Genomic DNA, 25,949 nt, shown 5'->3' on the forward strand with positions numbered 1-25,949 from the left:
GCTACTTGTTATCGCGGCCTACAATACTTCAAGAGGAAAAAGAACTAAAGGCACTCCTTACAAAGATGCTTTAGCGCGGGATAGTGTAATTTTTCATTAAGCATTTGCATTGTATTTGGTTAAATTATTATAGATTAATATCCAATAGGTTAATAATGGGGTGTGAGCCTATTTACGGGTTCCCGTATTTTTTAATAATAAAACAGAATATCTTGAGGTATCAATTATTATTAAAATAGAACTTATGAGATTATTTAATGCATTCATTATTTTTATCTTTTTTGCTGTTCTTTGTCTTTTTGCGTGTAAAAGGGATCTTTTAGGTCCTGTGGACAAACGGATAGAGTTTACCCAAAAAGAGATAGAAATCAAATGGGCGGAGGCCCGATCAGGTAGATGGTATACCTACTCACATTTTAAAACTTTGGAACAGGGAAAAAAGGAACGAATAGATTCGTTAGCTTATCAAACTGCACTTTTTAGCTTTTCCGAGAATGCTAGAGAATATTACAGAGGAGTTTTTAATGAATGTTTTAGAGATTCTATCGATCAGGATGTTGACGTATACCTTGATAGTATTTATCCTGTCGTTTATCAGGAAATGGACAAGAGGATGGCTGATCCTATGTATATGGAACAGCTGTTCACTGAATATACAAATATCAAGCTTCCATCATCTTACAAACGGCCCAATAGAAAAAAACTAATGGCATATGAAATTGATGAAACATGGGTCACTAGATGTGGGCTTCCTCCGGGATACTCTAGAGTTAGAGAACTCTTCGATAACACTCTTTTGATGACTGATCCACTGTGGAAACCCTGGACTTTTAGGTGCGCTGCAGAAGCAAGAACAGCATTGGATAGTTGGTACGATTATTTTCATAGAAATAATAACGGATATGACTGCGAGTCTAATACGACTTACATGTTCGCGCTTGAGGATAATTTTTATCTTTGTCTTTTTAACAATCGCGGTAGAGATAACCCAACAGGCGAATTTCCTGATCCTATCCCTCCAGGTGGTACCCCGGGAGGTGGAGGGCCTGGATCTCCGTCTCCTAGTAAGCCTTCACAACAACAAATTAAAAATCAAATAGCAAATAAACCCTTTGCTTTGTTTGGTGATTTAGATTGTGATATAGTAAGAAGGTGGGTGGAAACAGCGAGACATCAAGTAGCACAAGCACAAATTGACAAACTGAATAGTGTCGTAAATAATATAGTTGATGTTTCAATTCTCGGTACACCTGTCTATAGTATTCAAGATATAGCACATGTTCAGAGCATTAATAATGCATATAGTACTGTTGTAAATATGGATTATTTTCCGATAAGAATTAGTCAGCTGCCTGTAGTGGATGGGCAAAGGTTAACGGCTTCTCAATTTAAAGAGTACTTACGAAAAAATATTAATAGCTTTGTTAACACAGCTTATTCAAAATTTGAACCTTACAGGTGGCATGGGATTAATGATGAATCTCTTTGGAACTCTGCAAATCCACTGAATACTATGATTGGTATAGATATAGCAGGACCAGATAATGGGACAGTGATCGTAAGTAAACATAACAATGTAGGGTGGACTTTTACAACAGTCTATGATCCGAAGTACGGAATTCATCCAGTTTCTGGTAATAGAGACTTTGGATATTTTCAAAATTCGGACGGGTCCTATACGTTTTATACTAGAGGAGTAGATCGATTAACTACAGGTGTTGATGCCAGTATGCAAAACGTTGCATTCTTTGCAGCAGATGAGTTATGGAAATCCTTTCAGCAAAAAGTTAAGAGTTTTGTAGAGAGCAAACAAGGAAGCGCTGCTATTGGTACCCCTGAGATCCAGCGGCCTGATTGGGTAAAAGTCAAAGAAGTTATAGACGGGAAAAAACCATTAAGCACATTAAGTACAGATTGCAATGACTAAATTCACAACTAGGAGTATCATAGGGAATCTATTGGTCACCTATGTTTTGTTTCCCATTTTTTATATAAAAGACTATTGGGGTAATCTTATTAATCGTAATTATCAAGGCGAAGCTTTTCAATATGATTCTATATGGCCTTTTTTAGATCGGATTTTCATTGGTTTTTTTCTTTTTTCAACTGTACTCCTACTGTTGTCTTTACTTCCTTATCATTTTATCAAATACTATCTACTATATAGAATTAAAAAGGGTTATTACCTCAAATCGTTGTTGGTTTATGTTTTAATAAATCTTTTTTTGGTTTGCATAACGGGGTACGCTTATCTTTTGGCAACAAATTTTGGCGGAGCTGGAAATGGTATTCCGTTCATAGTTACATTAATAGCCTTTTCTGTGATGGTTCATGGTTTTTTGTATTTAGTAGTAGATCGTTATGAAGTCAAAGAGACTATTCGAAAATACTTCAGTAGCAAAATAGAGTTAGAGGAAGAGTTAAATAAGGAATCTTCCAAATAACAAAAGGATAGGTACACAAGATCTCGAGCGGTGCACAGGTTTCATACACCACTTGAGGTCTTGTGTAATTTTATTAAATTCCCTATCTTTAACCTATGAATACCCAATTACCTGTTACACTTCCGGAGCATAAGTTGAAAGAGATTGAGGCCATCAAAGCGGTTATCACCGAGTTTGTGGATCCCGACATGATCATCTTGTATGGTAGTTATGCTAGGGGAGAGTTCAAGGATCAGGTGTATATCAAAGACGGTATTCGGTATTTCTACATTAGCGATTATGACATCATTGTAGTCACGAACAAGACGAATGTAAAGGAGTACGAACTCGCTAATGAGTTGGAAAAGCGAATCTCTGCACGACCTGATATCAATTTCTTTATGTACGATATCAAGTATCTGAATCAGGAATTGGTGACAGGTAACTTCTTTTTTGTTCCAGTGTACTTCGAAGGTGTGATGTTATATGACAATGGTCAGAGTAAATTAGCTACTCCTCAGCCGCTTTCTATTGAGCAGATTCGGATAAATATTGAAAGCTATTACAAGTTTTGGACAACTAATACGAGACGGTTCTATAAGCATTACAAGGTCGACTTTGAAGATCTAATGTTGGGAGAATCTCGTTCTGGTTTAACACTTTGGTTCTTATTTCAAACTATTGAGTCTATTTATAGTACGTTACAGTTAGTGTTTATGGGAATAAAACCGAAGCTTCATAACCTGTATAAGTATAGGCGTTCTGTAAGTGCTATTTCCGAGGAGTTGAATTCCATTTTTCCAGATGTCAAAGATAGCAATGAAAGAAGACTTTTCGACTTGCTGAATAGAGCTTACATCAGTGGTAAATATAAAATGGATTTTGAAGTCTCTATAGAAGACTTGAAAGAGATAAGCTCTAGGTTGGAAAGTATGATTGAGATAACAGACCGTCTTTGTGTTGAAAGAATTGAGAGTTTGGTTTAGCTAGTCTTCAAAATTTACTAGTTCGGATAAGCTGATGTCTAATGCTAGGGCTAAAGCTTTTAAAGTCAATAAAGAAGGAGATGATTCTCCTTTTTCTATTTTGTGGATGTGACTGTGATCAACACCAGAGATTTGATCAAGTCTACGCAAGCTGATTTTTTTACCTTTTCTAACTTTATTCCCTTCTCTAATAGCTTTAAGGTGTTTGCCAAAATTTTCAGAAAACTTTACTTTATCCAGCTCCATACTCAAAAGACAATAAAAAAGAAAAATAAATTGTAGTGGTATTTGAGTACATGAGTTTTATTTACTATATTTGAATCAACAATTATAAATACCGCGTAATTCCTCGTTCTGGAGCCTGAAGAACAACAGAAATAGAGGAAAGTATGAATAGCAATAATTTTAAAGTTTTTAGTAAATATCTCTTTGATTCTGGAGACGGTTCTTCAGTGCTCAGGAATGAGAGATCAGTTGCCCTTATTTCAAAGGGTGGCTCTATGTCTATCCGACCCTTTTTGGGTTGGGTAGACTTATTGGTACTTAAGAAAGTCCCTCCGGAATAGTATATTTCATTAACCATTTTATTCATTCAAAATCATCGCTTTTATACCGATATAAACCAATTATTTTCGATAGCACACGACTCAGGTATAGCGATAGAATTCAAATTATTTAATTTACTGATAAATAGTGTTTAACGGTCTTGTGTCTGAAACAAGACTTCTATTCTATTTGTCGCTAATATAGCTTAAAACCTCGAAGAGTTCTTCAAGGCTTTTGGCAAACTTAAATTACTTGAAAAATGAAACATTTTTTTAGGGGTGGGGAAGGAATGTCCTGTGGACAGAGTGATCGTGTTAACGAGTTATCAAGTTATCAAGACCCAATAGATAAAAATAAAAATAGACTGCTTCACTTTGTTCGCAGTGACGAAGGGGAAATGGAACGCAATGACGAGCGGGAGTGTAGTGACGAAGGTGGTGAAAGCCTTCGTACTATGTTCGGACTGGCTTCGCCTTTGCTTCGGCCGTACACCACAGATTTACCATGTTTTGACCATAGATTTACCACGTTTGCATCAGGCATGCTTGGTCAAACTGTGGTAAAAAGGTGGTTCACGCATGGTCAAACTCCGAAGCTGGTACGGAGCAGGTACGGATCTGGTCAGGAGCAAGGCGGTTATGAAGCTCTCCGCTTGGCACCTACTGTGTACCAACTTAGTTCTGCCCAGGTTCTACCTTGGTTCTGCTTTTGTTCGAATGTGCTTCGTTCAGCACCTGACCGTTCCGTGATGCGGCTCCGATCATCATCGGAGAACTATCGGAGCGCCATCGGAGGATCATCAGGGAAAGGTAGAACTAGGTCAGGTCTTGGTAGGTGCCAAGTAGGAACTTTGTTTGGATATTTACCGCCTTTTGCTCGTTATTTCATTGCCTCCGAGGCAACGGATAGGCAAACAACAGGCAAAGAACAGGCAACGGATAGGCAGAGAACAGGCAAAGAAAAGGCAAACAAATACCAAGCGAAGCCCAAATCAAGCCCAGAGAAAGAGCAGGGAACAAGCAAGGAACAGGTAGAGATTAAGCAAGGAATAAGTAAGGCGAGTGTATGGTCTTTTAATACACTCTTCATACACTGTTACTACTTAGCGCATACTTGGGGTATACTTAGGGAATACACTGAGGACGCTTCGACTGTTGTTACAGGATGGTTCGGCCGTAACTCGAGGCAGCGTCGTACCTGGGTGCAGGCATGCTCGGGATTCGTTCGACGGTTGTTCGGGGCCTATTCGGTAGTACGTCGAAGCGCAGTCGAAGGCGAGTCGAACACCACCCGAAGGAGTCTCGAAGCAGTCCCGAACCAGTCTCGAAGCAGTGTCGAAGGTAAGTCGAAGAGCTCTCGAAGCCTAGTGGAAGAGGAGTCGAAGGATTGCCGAAAAGGCTCAAGACTTCCTTTGAACTTCCTAAGAACCGTCTATGAACCAGAAACATGCATAAAGGGAACAGGAAACAAGCATAAACGGTACATCACTGATACATGTCTGACACATGTTCAACACAACAACGGTACATGTTCGACACATCAACCACACATGAATGACACAACAAAGTGCAGTAGTGAGGGATATGGAGATGGTTTGTCGGATAGACTGCTTCTCTCGCTTGGGCGATATCGCAGTGACGAGATGGTGTTGGGTACTAAAAAGCTAACCGAAAGGTACTGTAAAGGTACGGGAAAGGTACTGAATAGTGGGGGTAAAGGTACTGGAGAGGTACTAGAGAGCTACCAAAGAGGTACTAAGGAGGTACAAGCTGCTAGTAGGTCCGTGGTAGATTTGGAGAGGGATGGAGATTGCTTCGGCGTAGTTCCTACTTCTAATAATAACGAATCTGTGGCAAATGACCTTCGTATGAATCGATTGATTCTTAGGTCTTTTCGCTCGCTCTGTGAAGACTTTAGGGCTAAAATGGAGTCTATGGTTGTAAAAGAAAATAGAGGCCGGCAAATCGCTTTAAAACAAGCCAACCCTTTTGCAAGGTTTTTAGATATCTCCATTTCGCTCTGCTGCAGTCGATATGACGAGAGGGGGAACCAAGGTGACTATATTAAAAGGCTTAAAGCCTATAGCTTACGGCTTATAGCTGCAATGATTTTCATGTTGTTTAGTGGTCTCGGGCTGTCGGGGGCTGTTGTACAGTCTCCGCAGCATCGGGGCGTTATTCAGTCGAAACAGGAATCTGTATTGCGTGGTGTGGTACTATCCGAGGTGGATGGTTCGCCCGTGGCAAATGCGACCATTTCGGTAGGGGGTAAGACGGTGCATTCGGCTAAGGATGGTACATTCAGCATCGCTGTAGATAATCGTACAGGTGTGCTGAAGGCTAGCTGTATAGGTTTTGATGATCGCGCGATTGATTATGATCTCTCTACCATGCTGATAAGGGTGGCGCTAACGCCTTCTGCGCATGCCATCGAACAGGTGGATGTGGTGTCTACGGGTTATCAGAAGCTGCCAAAAGAGCGGGCTACGGGGAGTTTTGTGCAGATCGATAATAAGCTGCTGAACCGCAAGGTGTCGACCAATGTGCTGGAGCGGCTGGCAGATGTGACGCCCGGGCTGATCTTCAATAATGGCAAGGGCGGTGCTGCACGGATGCGGGTGCGTGGCGAGACGACATTGCAGTCGAATGCTTCGGTGCTGATCGTGGTGGACAATTTCCCCTACGAGGGAGATATCGCCAATATCAACCCGAATGATGTAGAGACGATAACGGTGCTTAAGGATGCGGCCGCGGCCTCGATATGGGGTGCCCGTGCGGGCAATGGGGTGATCGTGATTACGACCAAGCGCTATAATGGGGCTACGGCACCGCGACTGAGCTTTAATGCGAATACGACACTTGGGCAGAAGCCTGATCTGCATTATCAGCCACTGATGTCTATTCCGGAGTTTATCGAGACGGAGAAGATGCTGTTCGGCCGTGGATTTTACAATACGTATGAGAATTCCCTGAACAAGGTTCCCCTCAACCCAGTAGTGGAGTTGCTGATCGAGAAGCGCAATAATCCTTCCCGTGCCGATGAGATAGACCGCGAGATCGAGAAGATGAAGGGCTATGATGTGCGCAGCGATTATGAAAAGTACCTGTACCGCAGTCCGCTGTTGCAGCAGTATGCCTTACGGGCAGAAGGGGGCAATGGCAATAACCGCTATTTCGCTTCCTTTGGCTACGACCTTAACCAGTCGGAGGTGATCGGCAATAGCAGCGGCCGCTTTACGGGGACGGCCGGTAATATCATGGGGTTCTTCAAGGATAAACTGACGGTTTCGGCCCAGGCTTCATTTTCCTTAAATAATATTGTTAATAATGGTTTGAAGGAGGTGACCTATAGCAGTCATAGAGGTATTCCTAGTACAAAGATATACCCTTATGCACGTCTGGCGGATGAGCAGGGCAATCCATTAGCTATGCTCAAAAACTACAGTTCGCGTTACCTGACATCGGTAGCCAATGACGGACTGCTGGACTGGTCATATGTGCCACTGGCAGATCGGGACGAGTTGGACAATACGACCGTAGCGAAGGATCTGCGGCTGGATGCAGGGCTGAGCTATAAGCTGCTGAAGGGGGTGAATCTGCAGGCGCTGTACCAGTACGGTACAAGCAATAGCCTGAACCGTGATCACAACAGCGTGGATACGTACTACACGCGCAATGAGATCAACCGATTTTCGATTCGGAACACGGCTACGGGGGCGATGCAGTATCCAATGCCGATGGGCGGTATATTGGATGAGAACCGCACTGAGGTGTATTCGCACAACCTACGCCTGCAGGGGGATTTTAATTTCGTACTGGCGGATGTGCACAGCCTGAATGGTTTGGCGGGATATGAGATCCGGGATCAACGGGTGTCGGGGATGAAGTCGCGCCTCTACGGTTATGATGAGGAGATCGGGCTGAGCAAGTCGGTGGATTATACGAAGTACTATACAGCTTATTTCAATCCGTACAGCAACTATAACATGATCCCATATATGAATTCGGAGACGGGTGCCATAGATCGCTTTCGCTCCGTATTTGCCAATGCTTCGTACAGCTATGATGGCCGTTATGTAGCTACAGGAAGCCTTCGCTTTGATGAGAGTAACCTGTTTGGTGTCAATGCGAACCAGAAACGGGTGCCGCTGTATTCGGTGGGGTTGGGGTGGCACCTGAGCAAAGAGGATTTCTTCAAGGTGGAGGGAGTGGATCGCCTGTATCTGCGTGCGACCTACGGCAAGAGTGGCAATGTGGACCGCTCGCTCACGGCCTATACTACGGCATTCTACAGTCCGAATGATTACCTCACTCGGTTGCCCTATGCGAGTATCTGGACGCCGCGCAATCCGGATCTGCGCTGGGAGAAGGTGGCTACCTACAATCTGGGGCTGGACTTTTCGGTGCTGAAGGGACGGATAACGGGTTCGGCCGATTATTACAATAAGGACGGCCGCGATGTGATCAGCCCGATGGCCATGCCTGCTACGGTGGGGATCAAGACGGTGACGGGCAATTTTGGCCGTACCAATGCGCGTGGATTTGAACTGGTGCTGAATACGGTTCCCATAGATGGGGCCGTGCGTTGGAGCAATCAGTTGCTCTTCAACACGGTGAGCGACAAGGTGGTGGAGTATAAAGGCGAGCCGCACACTGGGGTTAGGGTAATGGGTAGTTCGGATGGATTGACTCGCTATCCTATAGAAGGGAAACCCTTATGGGCCTTGTATAGCTTACCATGGGGCGGTCTAGATGCCACTAATGGTGATCCTATCGGTTATCTGAATGGAGAGCTATCAAAGGACTATGCGAAGATTATAGGAGCGGTTACTATGGATAATATACAGTACAATGGCCCCGTGCGGCCTACACGCTATGGCTCCTTTCGTAATGCAATAGCTTGGAAAGGGGTGGAGCTTTCTTTTATGCTGACCTATAGAGGTGGGTATTATTATCGTGATCCGGTGCTTTATTATGATGATCTGCTTCAGGGCTTCCCGATAAATGGTGCTTTCGACCGCAGATGGAAGCAGCCAGGCGACGAGAAAATAACATCAGTGCCTTCTATGCCTGATAATGTAGTCACGCGCAGAGATGTCTTTTATGCCTACTCGGATGTGCGGATATTTAGAGCCGATCATATCCGTCTACAGGATATTCGCCTATCGTATGATCTGCCGGTGCGCCATTGGGGTATAAAAGGAATAGAACATGCCTCCGTGTATGCCTATGCCAATAATCTTGGCCTGATCTGGAAAAAATCGAACACAGAGTACGATCCGGATTTTGCGAATGTAGACTATCTGCCGATACGAAGTTTTAGTATTGGTATCAATTTTACGCTGTAATAGGCGGACAACACACCACAACACAACACACAGATTATTATGGAAAGATATATACATGGCCTTTTATTGGGGCTGTTTGTGGTTTCTTTTGGCCTGTCTTCCTGTTCCAAGGAATTCTTGGAGGCCAAACCACAAAAAATACAGGTTATTGTCAGGACGCAGGAGGATGTCTCGGCTCTATTGGACAATACAGAAGTGATGAACCGTATCGACTATTTTAGAATATTATCGGATGGGGACCTCTTCTTTACGGTAGCAAAATTGACTGCAAGTTCAGAAATACACCGCAATCTCTACCTCTGGAAAGTGGATTATGATCCAAGTAAACTCAATACAACAACTTGGGATTTGCCCTACCAACAGATACTCTATGCAAATATCGCCTTAGAGACGTTGGACGAAATAAAACCGGACGCTACGAAGCAAACATTATATAACGAAATAATGGGGAGGGCTCTGTTTTTCAGGGCTTGGGCACATTACCAGCTGTTGCAGGATTTTGCGGAGGCCTATGATCCGCAGCGTCCTGAGCAATTGGGCGTGCCCATTATTCTGGAAAGTACCTTTCCAAAGCAGGTAAAAAGGGCTTCATTGAAAGAGGGGTATCAGGCGATTGTAGCCGATCTTGAAGCGGCCGAATCGCTGTTGCCGATTATTTCAATGGTAAAAACAAGGCCTTCTAGACAAGCTGTCTATGCTTTGCTATCTCGAGTATATCTTAATATGTATGATTACCCACTGTCTTTGTCGTATAGCGAGAAGGCATTGGAGATAAACAAGCAGCTGCTAGACTATAACGGGCTTAACCCGCTGGCAGCAATACCGTTTGATCAATACAATTATAGCACCCATCCCGAGATTGTCTTTTTCGCATCGTCGAACTATCCTTTTGTAGCTACACAAGGAGTAGAGGTAGAGCCGGAGCTGTTTACGAGCTATACGGTGAATGACCTGCGCAAACGTGCTTTTTTTAATACGGCAAAGCAATTTGTAGGTACTTATTCTGGGCGGGCAGACTATCAGTTTACGGGATTGGCGGTAGATGATCTGTACCTCACAAAAGCAGAATGTCTTGTCCGTATGGGGCGGTTAGAGGAGGCGCGGAAGCTTATGCAGACGCTATTGGAGTATCGTTTTGTGGACAATGTGGTCACGGTCACTATCCCTCAGGACAGGGATGATTTGCTCCGTTGGATACTGCTCGAGCGCCGTAAGGAGCTTTTTGGACGCGGCACGCGATGGATGGATCTCAAGCGCCTCAATAGGGAGCCTGGGCTACAGGAAGATTTAAAAAGAAGGTATCAAGGACTGGATTTTGAGTTGCCTGCTAATAGTAGTCGATATGTTTTCTTTATACCAGAGAGTGATGTTGAGATGTCAAACCTAGACCAGAATATAAGATGAAAAATTATAGAATAATGATGGCAACGGTTTTTATCGTGCTGCTATCTATACCCTGCGCATGGGGGCAGAAACAATTGCGCAATGTATTTGTGGGGGATACTGTACCGAATGTAAAGATCGAGAATATAAAGGATGCTGATTTTTCAAGTATGAATCTAGCTGATTTTACCAAGGACAAGTTATTGATTTTGGATTTTTGGGCGACCTGGTGTGCGCCCTGTGTGTATTACCTGCCCAAAATGGACAGTATACAGCGCGAATTCGGAAACCGTGTACAAGTGGTTACCGTGACAAGGCAGTCTGAAAAGACTGTACGGGACTTCTTTAAGTTACAGGAGCAGCGAGAGGCACATGTGTCACCTTTGCCGAAAATATTTGACGATAAGGCTTTGCAGGAGTTATTTCCGCACAATACGGTTCCGCATTATGTATGGATTAAAGATGGAAAGGTGGTTGTAATTTCGGAAGAGGTGACTAGAAAAGGGGTAGAGGCGGTTTTAAAAGGAGAAACAGTCGGGACAGTAACAAAAACTGATTTCTCTAAAATAGAATACGACCGCTACAGGACACCACTTATGGACTTAATACACGGTCCGATATTACAGCAAAATAAACGAAAGCCATTTAGTTATTCGCTGATGACACGTTTTATCTCAGAATTGGGATATAGTGGAGGGTACAGTAGTATTCAGGATTCTTTAGGTTATAGTCGTATTACGGCAACAAATTTAAACTTGTTGAGCTTATTGAAGGTAGCTTATGGTGAAATGCGGACGTTTATCAGTGATGCTGCTATTGATATCAATACTACCGATAGTTTAGTTCGCAAATTCAATGTGTCGGGTATGGCAGCGATTCCGATTGTTGAGAAACTATCATTTTGTTATGAAATATTGACTAAAGATAGTTTAATTTTTCAAAAGATGCGAGATGACCTGAAGTATGCTGTACCAGAGATCACTGCCAAATTGGTTGATGCCGTAGATACTTGTATCGTCATGGAGAAAATTAATGACAAAATCTATGATTTTGTTTCTAATAATCCAGTGAATGAGAGTGAGTACAATAACAATGGTAGCTGCATTAATAATAAGAATATCACGATGAAATCTCTTCGAACCACACTGGAAGGGTTTATTTTTCGATATAGTAAATATCCTGTTGTGGATGAAACAGGCTTTACGAAGCGGTTTAATCTTGAAATATGTGATTACAAGCCTACTATAGAAGGAATGAACAAGGTCTTAGAACCTTACGGCTTGCGATTGACGAAGAAACTAGCCGGACATAAGCGATTGGTTATAGATAAGAGTCCCTAAAAATGCAAAACTCCCTCCTGATTTTCAAGAGGGAGCTTTCCATTTTTAGTAATTATATACGGATTATAGCCCTGGATAATTACCTTTTTGTACAACCTGAAAGTCTCCGTTAGGGAGTTCTATTGCTTTACAATCGCGATCAGGATTGAGAGTACATGCTAAACTTCCCTGTCCTCCTGGGACAATAGGTTCCCATCGAGGTGCTTTTTCAGGATCTGCTTCCGCGTTATAATGCGTAGCAGTTTGAAGTTTTGAAGCTTCGGCATAGCCGACAGCTGTTGCAGAAAGTACCGCAGCTACTGCGATTCCTTTCCAGAATTTGTTGAATTTAGTTTTCATGATTTCTGATGTTTTCATGACGTTTATAAATAAGTTGTTTGTTGCTTACTCTCTTTACGGTTTTCAGCTTCCCCGTTTGATATTATATAGTTAATGTATAGTGCGATTCCAGTAATGCAGAGCATAATGGTATTGAATAATAGGTGCCCCTGATAGTCTACCCCCGCAAATATGCCGGCACAGGAGCAGGTCTTCTTTGTGAATACCTCCGTGAGGTAGACGACGATATAAACCGAAAAGGAGGAGAGGAGTACTACCGATGCCCACAACCCCCAGCGTACACGGTACAGTAACAATCCTGCCGTACCCAGCGCCCCGAACGGCACCAGGTAGGCAAGGATGTTGGCAATCCAACCCGGAAACAATTGCTTGTGCATTGTATCCATGTTGTACGCCATGTTACACAGCTTCACCACGCCTGTGTAACTCCATAACGCAAGCAGCATGACGACGATGATCCCTAATATGTATGTGCGTATTTTCATTTTTTTATTGAGTTATGTAGTTATGTAGTTATGTAGTTATGTAGTTATGTAGTTATCCTGTTATCGAGCCTGTCCCGACTTTAGTCGGGGTTATCAAGACAGCTTCTTTTACGTCACTGCGAGAGGTAGGATTTTTTACAAAACACAGCGGAGTTTTAATGACAGTAAAAGTAACGTCACCTCGACCTTGCGGAGAGGTCTACAAACTGTATAGGGTTAATTATATAGCTTCTAGATATCTCCGCTTCGGTCGATATGACGACATAGTTTGTAAACCGAGCTTGCGAGCTCATCTTAGCTAATCTGTCATTGGTAATGAAATGAAGCAGTCTGTTTTGTATGTTATTCCCGACGATGTCGGGACTCCGTTTCACTATGCCTGTTATCGAGTTAACTCCATCACTTGTTAACTCTACTACCTTCTTAACTTTTACCCCATTCCTATCTCACGTCGAATATTTATTTCAACTAATTAAAAATCAGATATTTATATTTGTTTATTTAACTTATATGTTTTACCTTAGTTTTACCGATTATAAATTCATTGTCCTTTATATATAACTACTTTAAGAAGTCGAAACGTAATGTCTGAAAATCATTATATTTTTCAACTTGTTGATTTTCAATTGAATAATTTTTATTGAAACGAGTAGAAAACAACATTATCAAACTAAAAATGGGATTATGGATAAAGACATATTTAAACTATTGCTAGATGATCCACCTGAAGGGATGAAGCAAATTGAAGTGCTTTTCGGAAAGAAGATAATAAAGCGTGTTAGTCAATTCATAAAGAATAATGAACTCTTAAAAGATGTAATACAGAATGTGTACGTCGATATTTTTCTGTACCGTGAAAAGATAGTAACGAATAATAATCCACTGGGCTATATACTAAAGATGGCTAGAAACCATGCTATTAAAGCGTTGAAAAAAGAGCACATTACACTAAAAGCTCCGTTAAAGGAACTGAAATATCATACAGCCGATAATGAAGTGGATAAAAGCCTAATGCGCAGCGAGAAATTGGAACAGGTGCTCCTTAAAGCAGAAGAACTGACGGAGAAGGAACGAAACCTAATGCACTGTGTTGTAAAGGAAGGACTCAATAATAAAGAGATTGAAGAAAAATTAGGCTTGACGGCTCAAGATGTCAGAAACGTTAAATATATAGCTTTTAAGAAGCTGCGTCGTCATTTTGATGCGTTATCAAAGGATTGAATTTAGGAGAAAACTAGAAAAGGATCATCATGGAACAAAATACGCGATATATCAAGGAGTTGATTAAAAAGGACTTGTTAGATAAGTTAACAGCAGATGAGCGCGTCATATTGGACGCTATACGTAGACAATATGACCCAGAGGAGTACGATGATCTAGAAGTCGAAGTGCTCAGTTCAATGGAGGAGCCATTACCGCTTGGCCCACTGGATGATTGGCATCCCGACATGGATAAAATAATTAAACGGGGCAGGGCTATTGAACGAAGGACTAGAAATACACGCTGGACAAAATATACGGCTGCGGCTGTTGCGCTGCTAGTGCTGACCGCTACTGCACTGAATTGGCTAGAATGGACAGCATTAGATCTTGATTTTGAATGGAGAAATAGAAACTTATTACAGCAGGCAAGTAAAAAGGATATTCCCTTTGGGGAGTCTTCCTGTTTGTTGTACGCCGGTGATTCCACCTGGATTGAAATAAATCGTGAATCCAAAGGTAAAATAACACAGGTCGGAAATCTGCTGATCGCCAGAGCCGACGATGGGGTGCTGCACATCAGTCAGGCGGCGGCCGAGGCGCAGCAAACTCCAAAACTAGATCATATATACCTCTATACGAAGCCGAGGCAGCAATGTGTTGTCCAGCTGCATAATGGTGCCCGTTTGCGTATAAATGCCCAGACATACCTAGAGTACCCTATAATGCAATCGGCAGATACGGCATTTATAAGGCTTACCGGTGAAGCTTATGTCGAAGCTTATAACAAAAACAATAAAGAAATGCTCCATATCGCCATCAACAAAGGTAAAATATGGACCCAGAAGGCATCCTTTTATATACGGTCTAATACTGATGAATCTAAGATAATGTTGCGCGACGGTATAGCGACCCTATACGCGGAGAATAAAATTAAAGGCCTTCGTCTTACACAATGTGGGGATTTTGGTGCAATAACGAAGCTTTTATCGCCCAAAGAAGGTACTGCGGTAGATACCTTAATACTGGCTCACAATCAAGATATAGAACAGGCTAAACAATGGACACATAAAATCCGAAAGTACAACGATATGCCATTGACAGCCTTTATGCATGAAATGAGTCGCTGGGAAGGCTTTACGATCAAAAACTGGGATTGTATACCTAAGGATAAGCCGATTACGATTGCTATCCCTCATACCGGTGGTATGGATCTGATATGGGCTGCAATCCGGGAGAGGGGAGTGCCACTGTACCAAAAGAATACGTTGATCAGCTTTTGTGAAGAAGATATACGTAAGGATACTAAACTGGCAATAGCACCCGACAATTAAAACTGAAGAAAGGAGTGTGATGTATGAAAGGATATAAACATTTTTTAGATAGCGTCTTCTATAATACCGATATCAATGAGCTGGTGGAACGACATAAATGCAGGGCTACCGGAAAGGTAAGGTTTAACAGTAGACCCGAAGCTACCTTTTTTGTGCATTGGCTCAAATGGAGAATTCGCAAGTGGTTGGAAAAACCTACTCGGCAAAAGCACCGTAACAAAGGTTTTGGAGCGAGAGGTTCAACTCCTAGGTATGTATATTACTGCGAATTTTGTGATGGATACCATATCACCAAAGAGCACCCCTACAGTTACCACAAGAGAACGGAGAAATATTAAAGGAAGTATTTTGGATGAAATGTGCTTGTGGATTTAAATGCTGGCAATAAGGTATATCGCTCCAATTGTAACAAATAAATTTAATTATGTTAAATATGAATTGTATTCCATTCCTAACCCTGGTCGAGAAGGGGGTGGTCTCATTAATAAATTATATATAGTTTTGCGGAGAGCCTATTGCTCCTTAACAAAGACTATAGTATGGATATTGTAAAACACATCACGACTCATACAGAGCGCCTACGTGCAGACTTGGCACAAGCTTCGTCAGAACAGCTCCAAGGTATAAGGACTATGACGCTTCGATTCTTCTTTTTATTGCCTGATTTCGAAGGGATAGTACGACAGTACATAAACATAGAGATAAACCGCGAACAGCTGCTCGCTGATATCGATAGCGACACCTTGGAATACTATCAGCAGGCCATCGAAGTTAGTAATGCCCAAGTGGATGTGTATGCCGACGATTACGAAGAGCTGGAGCAGCTGGAGCTTTTTGTCCTCAATGCCTTCGAATATGCTACAACTGGAAGCAACCCAATGGATGCTGCTGTCAATCTCCTGCTTGAAATTATTGACACCCTGGATTATTATGAGAACTTTTCGGAGAATCCCGAATATTGGAACAAACTTCTTGAAGAGGAAATCGCTTTTCAGAATGAACTATTGGAACAGGTAAAAGCAAATGAAAGAATACCTATGGATAGCTATGATCAGCGCTATAGGAAAGTTCCCTTTACCTCCTGTTGATACGTTATAAGTAGCTGATAGTCTACATCTAACAAGTTTGATCTGATATAGCTTTAAAATATGGACTGCGAAAGCTATTTTGGCACAGCTTTGGTTGCATATGACCGACCATGCAATGTGGAAGCGTTGCATTAGCCCTTAACACATACCATAATACTATGTCAAAATTATTAACCTATTGCATCGCACTAGCTTTTCTATCCTGTCGAGGAGCGTCAGAGAAAACAGTAACGGCTACTGTACCTACTGATACAATAGCGCAAACGGCTACAGCAGAACAAAAAGATACGATAAAGCCTGAACCGCAGGGCATCAGGGTAAGTATAGAGAAAATCAGTGCTGATCAATTCGCCGCTGCCAATACGCATGCGAAAGCAAACAAGCCTATCCTAAAGATAACAGATCCGGAGTTGGTCCAGAAAAAACTGGCTGGAATTCTTGAATTTAAAGATAATGACGATTATTTGGGAATCAAGCGAATAAATTTCAGAAATGGAGCGAGCAGCGGTGACAAAGAAGAGTTTGAAGAATATAGCTTCATGGCCTATTTTCCGACAGAAGATATTCTGCTGTGTGAGGGGGGGCATACGACCGATGTAAGCTTCGACTTAGTGACGGGAGAGGAAACTTATGAAGTCGGTAATCCCGATTTGGTGACGACTTCACCGAACGGGCGATACCGCCTCAATAAAGTCTATGAAGGTCAGGAGTGCTTTTATCATTTCATCCAGAAAAAAGAAAAACAGAAGTTCCGAAAAGTGATCGAACTGGGGGAATTGTTTGAAAAGGAAACCAAGAAGTGGCTCTGTGTCACCGAACGTGAATTCTGGACAGATGATTTTACGCTTTACTTCGGATTGGTAACCCAATACAAAGAGGATGGAAATGAACACGAATTTTACAAGGTGACGATATTTGATGACTAGCCCATATTAACAAATTATTAAATCGTCCATCCCGGATATTTATCTTCATCAGTACTTTCTAAATTTGCTACGAAATCTACTTGCCCTTAGTGCATTCGGATTACGACTTAACTATTTGAAGTACTATGAAGAGTTATTTCCATACGATCTATGAACGATACCACCGCAGGGTGTATGTCTTCGTAAGCAAGTATGTGGATGCCACAGATGATGTGGAGGATATTGTTCAGGAAGTTTTTGTACACCTCTGGAAGCATGTAAAGACCTTACATAGACATGAAAACCCGGAATCAATCATCTTTAAAACCTCTAAACAGGAGGTGACCAATTATTACCGCAGAAAGAAAATAGATCTAACTTTTCTGGAAGAAGGTTACGACATCGAAGATACTACTTCTTTTCCGAGCGAGCAGGAAGACAAACATAAGCGACTGTCCAATATAGAGTCCCTGATCAATATATTGCCCGAGCGTCGAAAGACGATCTTTCTACAGAGTGTAGTGGATGAACTCAGTTACAGTGAGATTGCCCTCAAGCATAAAATATCCAAATCTGCTGTAGCCAAACAGATTGCCAAAGCCCTGGATTTCCTAAAAACCAATAGCCCATATTAACTTACTGTTAAGTTTGCCGATAGGGGGTGTACGAACCGACCAACCCAGCGTATACTAAGATATACAATGGAAAAGAAGCATAGCGCACAACGGATCTGGGAATCCACAGAAGAGGAAGAAAATCTCCTGTCAGGAGAAGTATCCGATAGGATGTGGACGGGAATAGACCGTAGATACAGAAAATATAAGCGACAGCGCGCATTAAAAATAAGCAGTGTGCTGATACTTATTTCCATTATGGGATTATTGCTGATGAAATGGAATCTGCATCCTACAGCTACGGAATCGACCTTGGTCTATCAAACGGGCTTGGAGCGCGACACGGTACAGTTAGCAGATGGCACTCAGGTCTATCTTGAAGCAAACAGTAAACTGACCGTTTCGGCTGATTTTGGACAGGAGATGCGCAAAGTAACATTCGATGGTCTTGCCTATTTTGATGTGGCCAAAGACAAGGGAAAACCTTTTGTAATCGATGCCATTGACTTTTCAGTGCAGGTATTGGGCACCCAATTTCACCTTTCCAGTAGACCGTTCGAACAGAAGGTAACACTGATTGAAGGAAAGGTTAAAGTAGAAAAAGGGGAGCAACCGCAGTACTTGCTCGCCGGAGAAGTCTGGGAGTACTCGTCAAATGAGGGGGAGCAACGCTACCACATGGCTTCATCCAAGCAGAACTTTAGTTTTCAGGAAGAAGAATTCGGAGCCGTAATCGCTCATCTGGAAAAACACTATCACACAACCATCAAATACCCACAGACATTCAAATCGAGAAAAGTCAGCGGGGCCTTCAACGGTGACCTGAAAGAGATTCTAAAAATCATCGGATTTCCGTTTGACCTCACTGTACACCGTATCAACGAACATGAAATAATAATGCAATAAAAAAACACCGGTAAGTACCAGTTACCGGTGTCGTTAAAAACACGATTAATTCACAAAAATAATTAATGAATCAATTCTTAAGTAGTTCAAATTTATGAAAAAAAATGGTTTTATAGCTTTCGCTATGACGATTTCGGCTCTGGGATCTGTGCATGCTGATGCAGTCAATTCCCGTAAAGAGACAATCGCGGCTAACTATGCCACACAGGCCGTCGCCGTGCGCGTAGCACTAAACGAAGTGGGCAGCCGCTTTGGCTATCAGATTTTCTTTGCCGACGCTGACCTACAGGGGCTACAGGTCGAGAAGAACAGGCTACAGTTCAAGAGTTTCGCGGAGAGTCTTTCATTTTTTCGCAAATACTTTCCGCTGGACTTTATGGTTCAGGGAAACGTAGTTACGGTAAGAAAAGTGCACCAAGCGGCACAACAGCAATCTATGCTCAAGGGAAAAGTGTTGGACAGCGAACGCAAACCGATTGCAGGAGTATCGATTGAATTTCTGAACAGCAGCTATAAGACGCGTTCCGGGGCGGACGGCAGCTTTGCTATCGCAGTACCAACATCAGGCGATCGCTTACTGCTCGCGTCACACCTTGCATACGAAGGTGCGCGCATTGTAATTGGCAGTGAAACCTATAAGGAAATTATACTTACTGCCGTCAACCAGTCGCTGGATGAAGTAGTGGTGATTGGCTATGGGCAGCAGGCACGGAGTAAAGTGGTCGGTGCAGTCAGTAAGATCTCATCAGATGAGCTGGAAAAGGTATCTTCGGTCAGTTTTGAGCAACAGCTGGCCGGAAAGGTGGCGGGTGTAGTGGTCAATCAGTCCAATGGGCAACCGGGAGCAGGAGGCGATATTGTAATCCGTGGTCGAGGAACACTAACCGCAGGAGCAAATCCACTCATCGTTGTAGATGGTTTTCCGCTTACGGAAGGAAGCACATTAAACGCTATCAATCCGCATGATATTGCTGACATCAATATTCTGAAAGATGCCGCATCGGCAGCGATATATGGATCTAGAGCGGCCAACGGAGTTATCCTAGTGACGACCAAACAAGGGACAATAGGGCAGGAACGTGTAACGGTAGACTTTGATGCATATTACGGTGTGCAACAGCAGACTTCAGGTGTCAAGTATGTGGATGGCTATCAGTTTGCACAATTCCTTAAGGAAGCTAGAGATTGGGGCTATGTATCCAAAGATCCAGCGAATAGAAGTGCTTCGGATCCGAACTCAATACGGGTTACCAAGAAGATAAAGGGTAAGAACATAGATGGTAGGGAACTAAGCCTGGATTATTTGAACCCCTATCTCAATGGAGAATCTGGACTAACAAATACAGACTGGATGGATGTTGCTTTTCGGAATGCACCGATTGCGAACTACAACCTGTCGTTCAAAGGTGGTGGCGAGAAGAGTAAGTTCTACACGTCGCTAGGTTACTTTGATCAGAAAGGGGTAGTTATCGGAACGGATCTACAACGTTATTCGGCATCGGTCAATTTGAATACCAAGCTGAGCGACAAGATAGATTTCGGTATACATATGAAGCCAAGCTATACGCACCAAAATTCGCAGGATCAGGCTAGCCGTAGCAATGGCGCACTGGGGCTATTGCCTTTGTCTTTCCCGTTTTATAGCCCTTATAAAGTGGATGGCAGTCTGAATATCAGTGAACAGCTGATCATGGAACAGCGCTTATTGGAGGGGGTAGCGATCAATGGTACACCAGTAGAAAACCTATTGGCGACATCTACGTTAGTGCAGAGCCCTAAGCGTCGCTTCAAGACTTTTGGAAATATCTATGCCAACTACCGCATTCTGGATGGACTTACGTATAGATTTACATTAGGAGGGGACTATGACACCTATCAAAGTGACCATTACTACCCCATGAGCCTAGGGGCGTACCGTATACCGGCACCACGTCCTGATGCGGATGGTAATCAGGTGCGAGAGAATATGTTCAATTATCTAGTGGAGAATACGCTGAACTACAGTTTCAAAACCGGACAGCATAGCTTTGATATCTTGGCGGGACATACGTTTCAAAAGGAGCGTGCGGATTATAACAAGGTGATCGGTACGGGCTATGCCGACGATAATATCAGCAACATCGGTGGGGCAAGCTCGTTTCGGGCGGAGCCACATGTCAACGCCTGGACGTTGGAATCTTATCTTTCGCGCTTGCAGTATGATTATGCTGGTCGCTACTTATTATCCGCGGCCATCCGCCGTGACGGTTCTTCGCGCTTTGGCGAGAACAATAGATGGGGGAATTTTCCATCGCTATCGCTGGGATGGGTGATCTCGCAGGAGGATTTCTTTCCAAAAGGAGGGTTGATCTCGTTTGCCAAGATAGCCGGAAGCTGGGGCAAGACGGGGAATAACCAGATCGGAAACTACGGTTCGCATGCCTTGGTGACCTTTGACAACTACGTGAATGGGGCCAATCTGGCGCCGGGCTATACGACGACGACGGCTCCAAATGCAAACCTAGGCTGGGAGATAGCGAACTCACGCAATATCGGCCTCGATATGGGCTTTTTTAAGAATAAGCTGAATGCCGCATTGGCCTATTACAAAACGAATACCCGCGACCTATTGCTGAATGTGCCTGTGCCGCAGCAGACGGGGTACAATACGGTGCTCGCAAATATCGGAGAGATGGAAAATCAGGGTTTTGAAGCACAGCTGTCGGGCAAGGGATTCTATTTGGGCGCGGTACGTATGGGCTTCAATGCAAACCTGACAACGTATAAGAATAAGGTACTGGCGCTAGGTCCGGGTCAGCAACGTATCGCAACAGGGACTGATCAGAATTTTGTAACGGCTGTAGGTGGATCTATTGCGGAGATCTATGGCTATACGTTGGATGGTGTTTTCAAAACACAGGAAGAGATTGACAATACGCCTCATCTGGATGGTACCTTATTGGGCGACTATCGGGTGCGGGATATGAATGGGGATGGCGTAATCGATGAAAGGGATAAGACGTCGAAAGGGACTTATGCACCGAAACTGACGTATGGTTTTGGAGCGGAGTTCTTCTACAAGGGGTTTGACCTGGCCTTTGACTTTAACGGCCTCTCTGGACGTACACTGATGGACGGGGATATGGCTTCGCTGACGGAATCTGGCGAGGGATTTGCCTTGCCGACAACCTATTACTTTGAGAACAGGTACCACCCGGAGAATAATCCGAACGGATTCTTGGGACAACCTAATTTCGGCAACTTCTCGAATAGCCGTAAACTGGTACGTAGCTCGGCGGTAGTAGAGCGGAACAATGGCGACTACCTGCGACTGCGTAATGTTCGCATCGGCTATACATTCACAGCAGAAGCGCTGCGCCGACTGAAACTGACACAGATGAATGTGTACCTGTCGGGCAATAATATATTTACGAAGACGGATTTCAGAGGCTGGAACCCTGACGGGACGAGTAGCAATATCTTGACATCGGGCTACAATACGGGAGGAAACTACCCGGTTGCACGTACATTCACACTAGGTATTAAGGTCACTTATTAATCGAATCAACACATGAAGATAACTTTTTATATAGGTGTATGCGCGTTGCTATGCACGACGGCATGTACCAAAGAATTACAGCTTTATCCAGAAACGGAAAAGGTAGCGGGCAATTTCTACCGCAATGAGGCAGAGATCGAAGAGGCGGTGAATGCGGCTTACGCCGCGCTCCAAAAACAAGGGGTGTACGATCTCGGCATGCTCGCGGTGGGCGAGATACCGGGCGAAGATGCCTATGATGAGACGCCTGCCAACGATGGTGGCGTCTACGGGATGTTGGATCTCTACAATGTGATCCCACAAAGTGGGCTGATCCAAGACATCTGGCAGGATAGCTATATCGGTATACAACGCGCGAATATCGTCCTGAACCGGATACAGCCTATTGCTTTTGCAAAGGAGGAAAACAAGAACAGCCGTATCGGCGAGATGAAGTTTGTGCGTGCACTGTTGTACTTCAATCTCGTACGTACCTATGGGGATGTGCCTTTGGTGATTGAGGAGGTAACGAATCCGCAGGATTATTTTGGAAAGGGACGTGTAGACAAAGATAAGGTGTACGCACAGGTAAAAACGGACCTGACGGAGGCGATAGCGCTGTTGCCTTACCGCAATGAGTCAAACAAGGGACGTGTCTTCAAATCCTCCGCAGAGGCACTGCTGGGCAAGGTAGAGCTGACGCTGGGCAACCGGACAGCAGCCAAAGCGCTGTTTGAAGAAGTGCTTAAACCAAGCGCGGGTTTACAGTTGCTGGACAACCCGGAAGAGGTGTTCTCCCTGTCCAATGAGCTCAACAAGGAAATTCTCTTTGCAGTGCAATTCGCTTCGGGAGTTAATTCGAACAGTGAGGGTACAGATGCCTACCGGATGTTCAATCCGACGGGGCGTGTGGAAGGTAAGATAACGGGAACAAAAGGGCACGGTGTGCTGAAGGGGGAGTTTTACAATCTGTATGCGGCCAATGATAAGCGGAAGGATGTCTATGTGAAGCGTCTTCCTTCAGGACTGGCCTATAACAACAAAATAGCTGTTCCATCTACGGTAGTGGGAGACTCGGGAAGTGATTTTGTGGTATTGCGTCTTGCTGATATTATCCTGCTGCTGGCGGAAATCGAAAATGAGGAAGGGGATGCGGATAAGGCAATCGCTTATCTGAACAGGATACGGGAACGGGCCGGCATAGGAGTCTATACAGGAGCAAAGGATAAGTCGGCGGTATTTCAGGAAATCGACCTGCAACGACGCAAGGAACTGGTGTTTGAGGGGCACCGTTGGTTCGATATCTTACGTACGGGGCGCAGTAAGGAGGTGCTGGGCATTACCGATGCAAACAAGCTCCTGATGCCGGTTCCGGCAAGTCAAATCGCAGCGGATGGAAGTATTAAACAAAACCCAGGCTATTAATCATGATAAAACATTTTATAAAATCACTATTAGTTGCAGCTGTCCTGATTGGACAGCTCAACCTAACCTCGGCACAGCAGCACAAAGATGCGGTGCATATCGAACAGCTCAGAACGGCACCGAAGGACAAAATATGGGTAATCGCCCACCGTGGTGACTGGCGCCATGCTCCGGAAAATTCCATACAGGCGATTAAAAACTGTATCGCTATGGGGGTGGATATGGTGGAAATTGATGTGCAGCTCACCAAGGATGGACATGCAGTACTGATGCATGACAAGAAGATAGACCGTACGACAACGGGGAAGGGGGAGGTCAAGGATTGGACGCTGGATAGCCTCCAACAGTTGCGCCTGCGGGATGGCCTGGGGGTTCCGACTCCGCACCGGATCCCTACGCTGGAAGAAGCGCTTACAGTCTGTAAGGATAAGATATTGATCAATATCGATAAGGGCTTTGATTTTCTCGCGGTCTGTCTGGAAGTGGCACAAAAGACGCATACGTTGGATCAGGTAATCCTTAAATCGGGAAAACCTTATGCGGAGGTGAGAGCGCAGTTAGGAGAAGCTTTTGAAAAGGTTCATTTCATGCCGATCGTTAACCTCGGAAAACCGGATGCAATGGAGATTCTGGAATCACATCTGGCCAACTACAAGCCCATTGCGATCGAGTTTACCGTGCCTGATGAAAAGGCCCCGGCAGTAGCACAGTTCGTCAATTACCGCGCACAGGGCATCAATGTATGGGTCAACTCGCTGTGGCCTCCACACAATGATGGACATGATGACGAACGGGCGGCATTGGATCCTTCGGTATACGACTGGTATCCGGCACACCAGGTCAATATGATACAGACGGACAGACCGCAGTTGCTAATAGACTACCTAAAAGGCAGAAAATAGCGGATGTTACGGTCTTTCTTGATAAAATCGGTTCTACTGGCAGTAGTCTACCTTCTGCCGGTGGAATTCGTCTTAGCGCAGCAGAGCCTGCCGCCTTGGGAAGAGGGCTTTCTAGATATACATCATATCAACACGGGAGAAGGCAATAGTACATTTGTACAGATGCCTGATGGCACCACCTTATTGGTGGATATAGGTACGGTGGACAAGGTTGCGTTTGAACAGCGTCATTTTCCGCTCAAAGCGACTTCTAGGGTGCCGGACAGTAGCCTTTCGGTGGGGGCACGTGTGGCCTGGTACCTGCAGAAAATGAGCAACCGGGTTGGGGATAGCCGGCAGTTGGATTATCTACTGATTACGCATTTTCATAGTGACCATTTCGGTGCAGTACCCGAACTCTTGGCAGAACTGACGCCAAAGAAAATTATTGATAGGGATTACCCGTCCTATGGTTTTCCGTTTGATCTCCGCACGAAGTTGAAAAAGGATACGGTGTTTCAACGCTATATGGCTATCGTCGACAGTGGAGCTTGGAATATGGAAAAAGCACAGGTCGGTAGCAGCACCCAGCTGGGGCCTGTATACCATCCGGGACGGTATCCAACATTTCGCATACAGAACATCAAAAATGCGGCTAGCCTGTGGAGTCCTGAAGGGGGCGAGGTCAGGGAACTATTTACCGCGGCGGAAATGGCAACGGGGGGATATAATGAGAACCCGCTGAGCATGGCCTTTAAAGTAAGCTATGGTGACTTTGACTATTATTTTGGGGCTGACAATACAGGGTTGCAGGATAGCTCGGTACCGAAGTGGTTTGATGTGGAGACAGCTCTGGCGGCGAGTGTAGGTAAAGTGGATGCGATGGTGCTCAACCACCATGGCAATAGGGATGCGAACAATGCGAATTTCATTGGCAGGTTGGATCCGCAGGTGGCTATACAGCAGGTATACAGTTCGGATCAACCGGGGCAAGAGGTTTTTTATCGTCTACAGAATCTCGGTAGAGGTCGTGCACGGCATCTCTACGCCACCAATATGCACTCGGAAACACGTACTACATATGGACCTTGGTTTGACAGAGCTTATCGATCTATGCAGGGACATGTGGTTCTGAGGGTGTATCCGAACGGAAAGACTTTTAAAGTGTATGTGCTGAATGAAAGCAATCTCTCTGTCAAAGACGAGCAGCTCTTGCACAGTGAAAATTAG

At 44.1% G+C, this 25,949-nt stretch carries 20 protein-coding genes; 17 read left to right on the plus strand and 3 right to left on the minus strand.

Annotation, left to right across the window (positions count from 1 at the left end):
• Positions 1-244 precede the first annotated feature (244 nt).
• From CLV99_RS04270 to CLV99_RS04280, 3 genes are all read left to right on the plus strand, one after another.
• A complete protein-coding gene (locus CLV99_RS04270) occupies positions 245-1,927 on the plus strand; it encodes a hypothetical protein (protein WP_133583246.1) in 1,683 nt (560 codons plus the stop codon).
• The gene (locus tag CLV99_RS04275) at positions 1,920-2,444 is read left to right on the plus strand and encodes a hypothetical protein (RefSeq protein ID WP_133583247.1); all 525 of its coding nucleotides are present in this window, start codon (positions 1,920-1,922) and stop codon (positions 2,442-2,444) included. Before CLV99_RS04270 ends, CLV99_RS04275 begins: the two co-directional genes overlap by 8 nt.
• 95 nt (positions 2,445-2,539) lie before the next feature.
• Positions 2,540-3,409, plus strand: coding sequence for a nucleotidyltransferase domain-containing protein (locus tag CLV99_RS04280; RefSeq protein ID WP_133583248.1), 870 nt, complete (start codon positions 2,540-2,542; stop codon positions 3,407-3,409).
• Here the strand turns inward: CLV99_RS04280 and CLV99_RS04285 are convergent, their stop codons facing one another.
• On the minus strand, positions 3,410-3,655 hold the full coding sequence (locus CLV99_RS04285) for a helix-turn-helix domain-containing protein (RefSeq protein WP_133583249.1): 246 nt from the start codon (positions 3,653-3,655) through the stop codon (positions 3,410-3,412).
• Positions 3,656-4,214: 559 nt separating this feature from the next.
• Between CLV99_RS04285 and CLV99_RS04290 the strand changes: the two genes are divergently transcribed.
• Genes CLV99_RS04290 through CLV99_RS04300 form a run of 3 tightly spaced genes read left to right on the plus strand, consistent with a single transcriptional unit; the run spans position 4,215 to position 12,025 of the window.
• On the plus strand, positions 4,215-9,302 hold the full coding sequence (locus CLV99_RS04290) for a SusC/RagA family TonB-linked outer membrane protein (protein WP_133583250.1): 5,088 nt from the start codon (positions 4,215-4,217) through the stop codon (positions 9,300-9,302).
• Positions 9,303-9,341: 39 nt separating this feature from the next.
• Positions 9,342-10,706 (plus strand): RagB/SusD family nutrient uptake outer membrane protein, encoded by a 1,365-nt coding sequence (locus CLV99_RS04295; RefSeq protein WP_133583251.1) that lies wholly within the window; start codon positions 9,342-9,344, stop codon positions 10,704-10,706.
• Positions 10,703-12,025, plus strand: a complete 1,323-nt coding sequence (locus tag CLV99_RS04300) for a redoxin domain-containing protein (RefSeq protein WP_133583252.1) — start codon at positions 10,703-10,705, stop codon at positions 12,023-12,025. Before CLV99_RS04295 ends, CLV99_RS04300 begins: the two co-directional genes overlap by 4 nt.
• A gap of 63 nt (positions 12,026-12,088) precedes the next feature.
• Here CLV99_RS04300 and CLV99_RS04305 read toward each other — a convergent pair whose 3' ends face one another.
• Entirely contained in the window at positions 12,089-12,382 is a 294-nt protein-coding gene (locus CLV99_RS04305) for a hypothetical protein (RefSeq protein ID WP_133583253.1), read from the minus strand.
• Positions 12,383-12,387: 5 nt separating this feature from the next.
• Positions 12,388-12,849: a MauE/DoxX family redox-associated membrane protein gene (locus CLV99_RS04310; protein ID WP_133583254.1), complete on the minus strand. Its 462-nt coding sequence runs from the start codon at positions 12,847-12,849 to the stop codon at positions 12,388-12,390.
• Between the two features lie 684 nt (positions 12,850-13,533).
• Here CLV99_RS04310 and CLV99_RS04315 point away from each other — a divergent pair.
• From CLV99_RS04315 to CLV99_RS04365, 11 genes are all read left to right on the plus strand, one after another.
• The gene (locus CLV99_RS04315; protein WP_133583255.1) at positions 13,534-14,070 is read left to right on the plus strand and encodes an RNA polymerase sigma factor; all 537 of its coding nucleotides are present in this window, start codon (positions 13,534-13,536) and stop codon (positions 14,068-14,070) included.
• Positions 14,071-14,099: 29 nt separating this feature from the next.
• Positions 14,100-15,383 (plus strand): FecR domain-containing protein, encoded by a 1,284-nt coding sequence (locus CLV99_RS04320; protein ID WP_133583256.1) that lies wholly within the window; start codon positions 14,100-14,102, stop codon positions 15,381-15,383.
• A gap of 23 nt (positions 15,384-15,406) precedes the next feature.
• A complete protein-coding gene (locus CLV99_RS04325) occupies positions 15,407-15,721 on the plus strand; it encodes a hypothetical protein (protein ID WP_133583257.1) in 315 nt (104 codons plus the stop codon).
• Between the two features lie 201 nt (positions 15,722-15,922).
• The gene (locus CLV99_RS04330; protein ID WP_133583258.1) at positions 15,923-16,471 is read left to right on the plus strand and encodes a hypothetical protein; all 549 of its coding nucleotides are present in this window, start codon (positions 15,923-15,925) and stop codon (positions 16,469-16,471) included.
• Between the two features lie 158 nt (positions 16,472-16,629).
• Entirely contained in the window at positions 16,630-17,397 is a 768-nt protein-coding gene (locus CLV99_RS04335) for a hypothetical protein (protein ID WP_133583259.1), read from the plus strand.
• A gap of 125 nt (positions 17,398-17,522) precedes the next feature.
• The gene (locus CLV99_RS04340) at positions 17,523-18,011 is read left to right on the plus strand and encodes an RNA polymerase sigma factor (RefSeq protein WP_133583260.1); all 489 of its coding nucleotides are present in this window, start codon (positions 17,523-17,525) and stop codon (positions 18,009-18,011) included.
• 66 nt (positions 18,012-18,077) lie between these two features.
• Positions 18,078-18,896 carry a FecR family protein gene (locus CLV99_RS04345; protein WP_133583261.1) on the plus strand — a complete coding sequence of 273 codons (819 nt, stop codon included), beginning with the start codon at positions 18,078-18,080 and terminating at the stop codon, positions 18,894-18,896.
• A gap of 94 nt (positions 18,897-18,990) precedes the next feature.
• Positions 18,991-22,434, plus strand: a complete 3,444-nt coding sequence (locus CLV99_RS04350) for a SusC/RagA family TonB-linked outer membrane protein (protein WP_133583262.1) — start codon at positions 18,991-18,993, stop codon at positions 22,432-22,434.
• Between the two features lie 12 nt (positions 22,435-22,446).
• On the plus strand, positions 22,447-23,838 hold the full coding sequence (locus CLV99_RS04355) for a RagB/SusD family nutrient uptake outer membrane protein (RefSeq protein WP_133583263.1): 1,392 nt from the start codon (positions 22,447-22,449) through the stop codon (positions 23,836-23,838).
• A 2-nt stretch (positions 23,839-23,840) separates the two neighbouring features.
• Positions 23,841-24,740, plus strand: a complete 900-nt coding sequence (locus tag CLV99_RS04360) for a glycerophosphodiester phosphodiesterase family protein (protein ID WP_133583264.1) — start codon at positions 23,841-23,843, stop codon at positions 24,738-24,740.
• A gap of 3 nt (positions 24,741-24,743) precedes the next feature.
• Positions 24,744-25,949 carry a ComEC/Rec2 family competence protein gene (locus CLV99_RS04365; protein ID WP_133583265.1) on the plus strand — a complete coding sequence of 402 codons (1,206 nt, stop codon included), beginning with the start codon at positions 24,744-24,746 and terminating at the stop codon, positions 25,947-25,949.

The sequence above is a fragment of the Sphingobacterium yanglingense genome (assembly GCF_004363245.1).
Lineage (GTDB): Bacteria > Bacteroidota > Bacteroidia > Sphingobacteriales > Sphingobacteriaceae > Sphingobacterium > Sphingobacterium yanglingense.

Coding starts and splice junctions, on each gene's coding strand:
- CLV99_RS04270 (WP_133583246.1), top strand. CDS start 245: ATGAGATTATTTAATGCATTCATTATTTTTATCTTTTTTGCTGTTCTT.
- CLV99_RS04275 (WP_133583247.1), top strand. CDS start 1,920: ATGACTAAATTCACAACTAGGAGTATCATAGGGAATCTATTGGTCACC.
- CLV99_RS04280 (WP_133583248.1), top strand. CDS start 2,540: ATGAATACCCAATTACCTGTTACACTTCCGGAGCATAAGTTGAAAGAG.
- CLV99_RS04285 (WP_133583249.1), bottom strand. CDS start 3,655: ATGGAGCTGGATAAAGTAAAGTTTTCTGAAAATTTTGGCAAACACCTT.
- CLV99_RS04290 (WP_133583250.1), top strand. CDS start 4,215: ATGAAACATTTTTTTAGGGGTGGGGAAGGAATGTCCTGTGGACAGAGT.
- CLV99_RS04295 (WP_133583251.1), top strand. CDS start 9,342: ATGGAAAGATATATACATGGCCTTTTATTGGGGCTGTTTGTGGTTTCT.
- CLV99_RS04300 (WP_133583252.1), top strand. CDS start 10,703: ATGAAAAATTATAGAATAATGATGGCAACGGTTTTTATCGTGCTGCTA.
- CLV99_RS04305 (WP_133583253.1), bottom strand. CDS start 12,382: ATGAAAACATCAGAAATCATGAAAACTAAATTCAACAAATTCTGGAAA.
- CLV99_RS04310 (WP_133583254.1), bottom strand. CDS start 12,849: ATGAAAATACGCACATACATATTAGGGATCATCGTCGTCATGCTGCTT.
- CLV99_RS04315 (WP_133583255.1), top strand. CDS start 13,534: ATGGATAAAGACATATTTAAACTATTGCTAGATGATCCACCTGAAGGG.
- CLV99_RS04320 (WP_133583256.1), top strand. CDS start 14,100: ATGGAACAAAATACGCGATATATCAAGGAGTTGATTAAAAAGGACTTG.
- CLV99_RS04325 (WP_133583257.1), top strand. CDS start 15,407: ATGAAAGGATATAAACATTTTTTAGATAGCGTCTTCTATAATACCGAT.
- CLV99_RS04330 (WP_133583258.1), top strand. CDS start 15,923: ATGGATATTGTAAAACACATCACGACTCATACAGAGCGCCTACGTGCA.
- CLV99_RS04335 (WP_133583259.1), top strand. CDS start 16,630: ATGTCAAAATTATTAACCTATTGCATCGCACTAGCTTTTCTATCCTGT.
- CLV99_RS04340 (WP_133583260.1), top strand. CDS start 17,523: ATGAAGAGTTATTTCCATACGATCTATGAACGATACCACCGCAGGGTG.
- CLV99_RS04345 (WP_133583261.1), top strand. CDS start 18,078: ATGGAAAAGAAGCATAGCGCACAACGGATCTGGGAATCCACAGAAGAG.
- CLV99_RS04350 (WP_133583262.1), top strand. CDS start 18,991: ATGAAAAAAAATGGTTTTATAGCTTTCGCTATGACGATTTCGGCTCTG.
- CLV99_RS04355 (WP_133583263.1), top strand. CDS start 22,447: ATGAAGATAACTTTTTATATAGGTGTATGCGCGTTGCTATGCACGACG.
- CLV99_RS04360 (WP_133583264.1), top strand. CDS start 23,841: ATGATAAAACATTTTATAAAATCACTATTAGTTGCAGCTGTCCTGATT.
- CLV99_RS04365 (WP_133583265.1), top strand. CDS start 24,744: ATGTTACGGTCTTTCTTGATAAAATCGGTTCTACTGGCAGTAGTCTAC.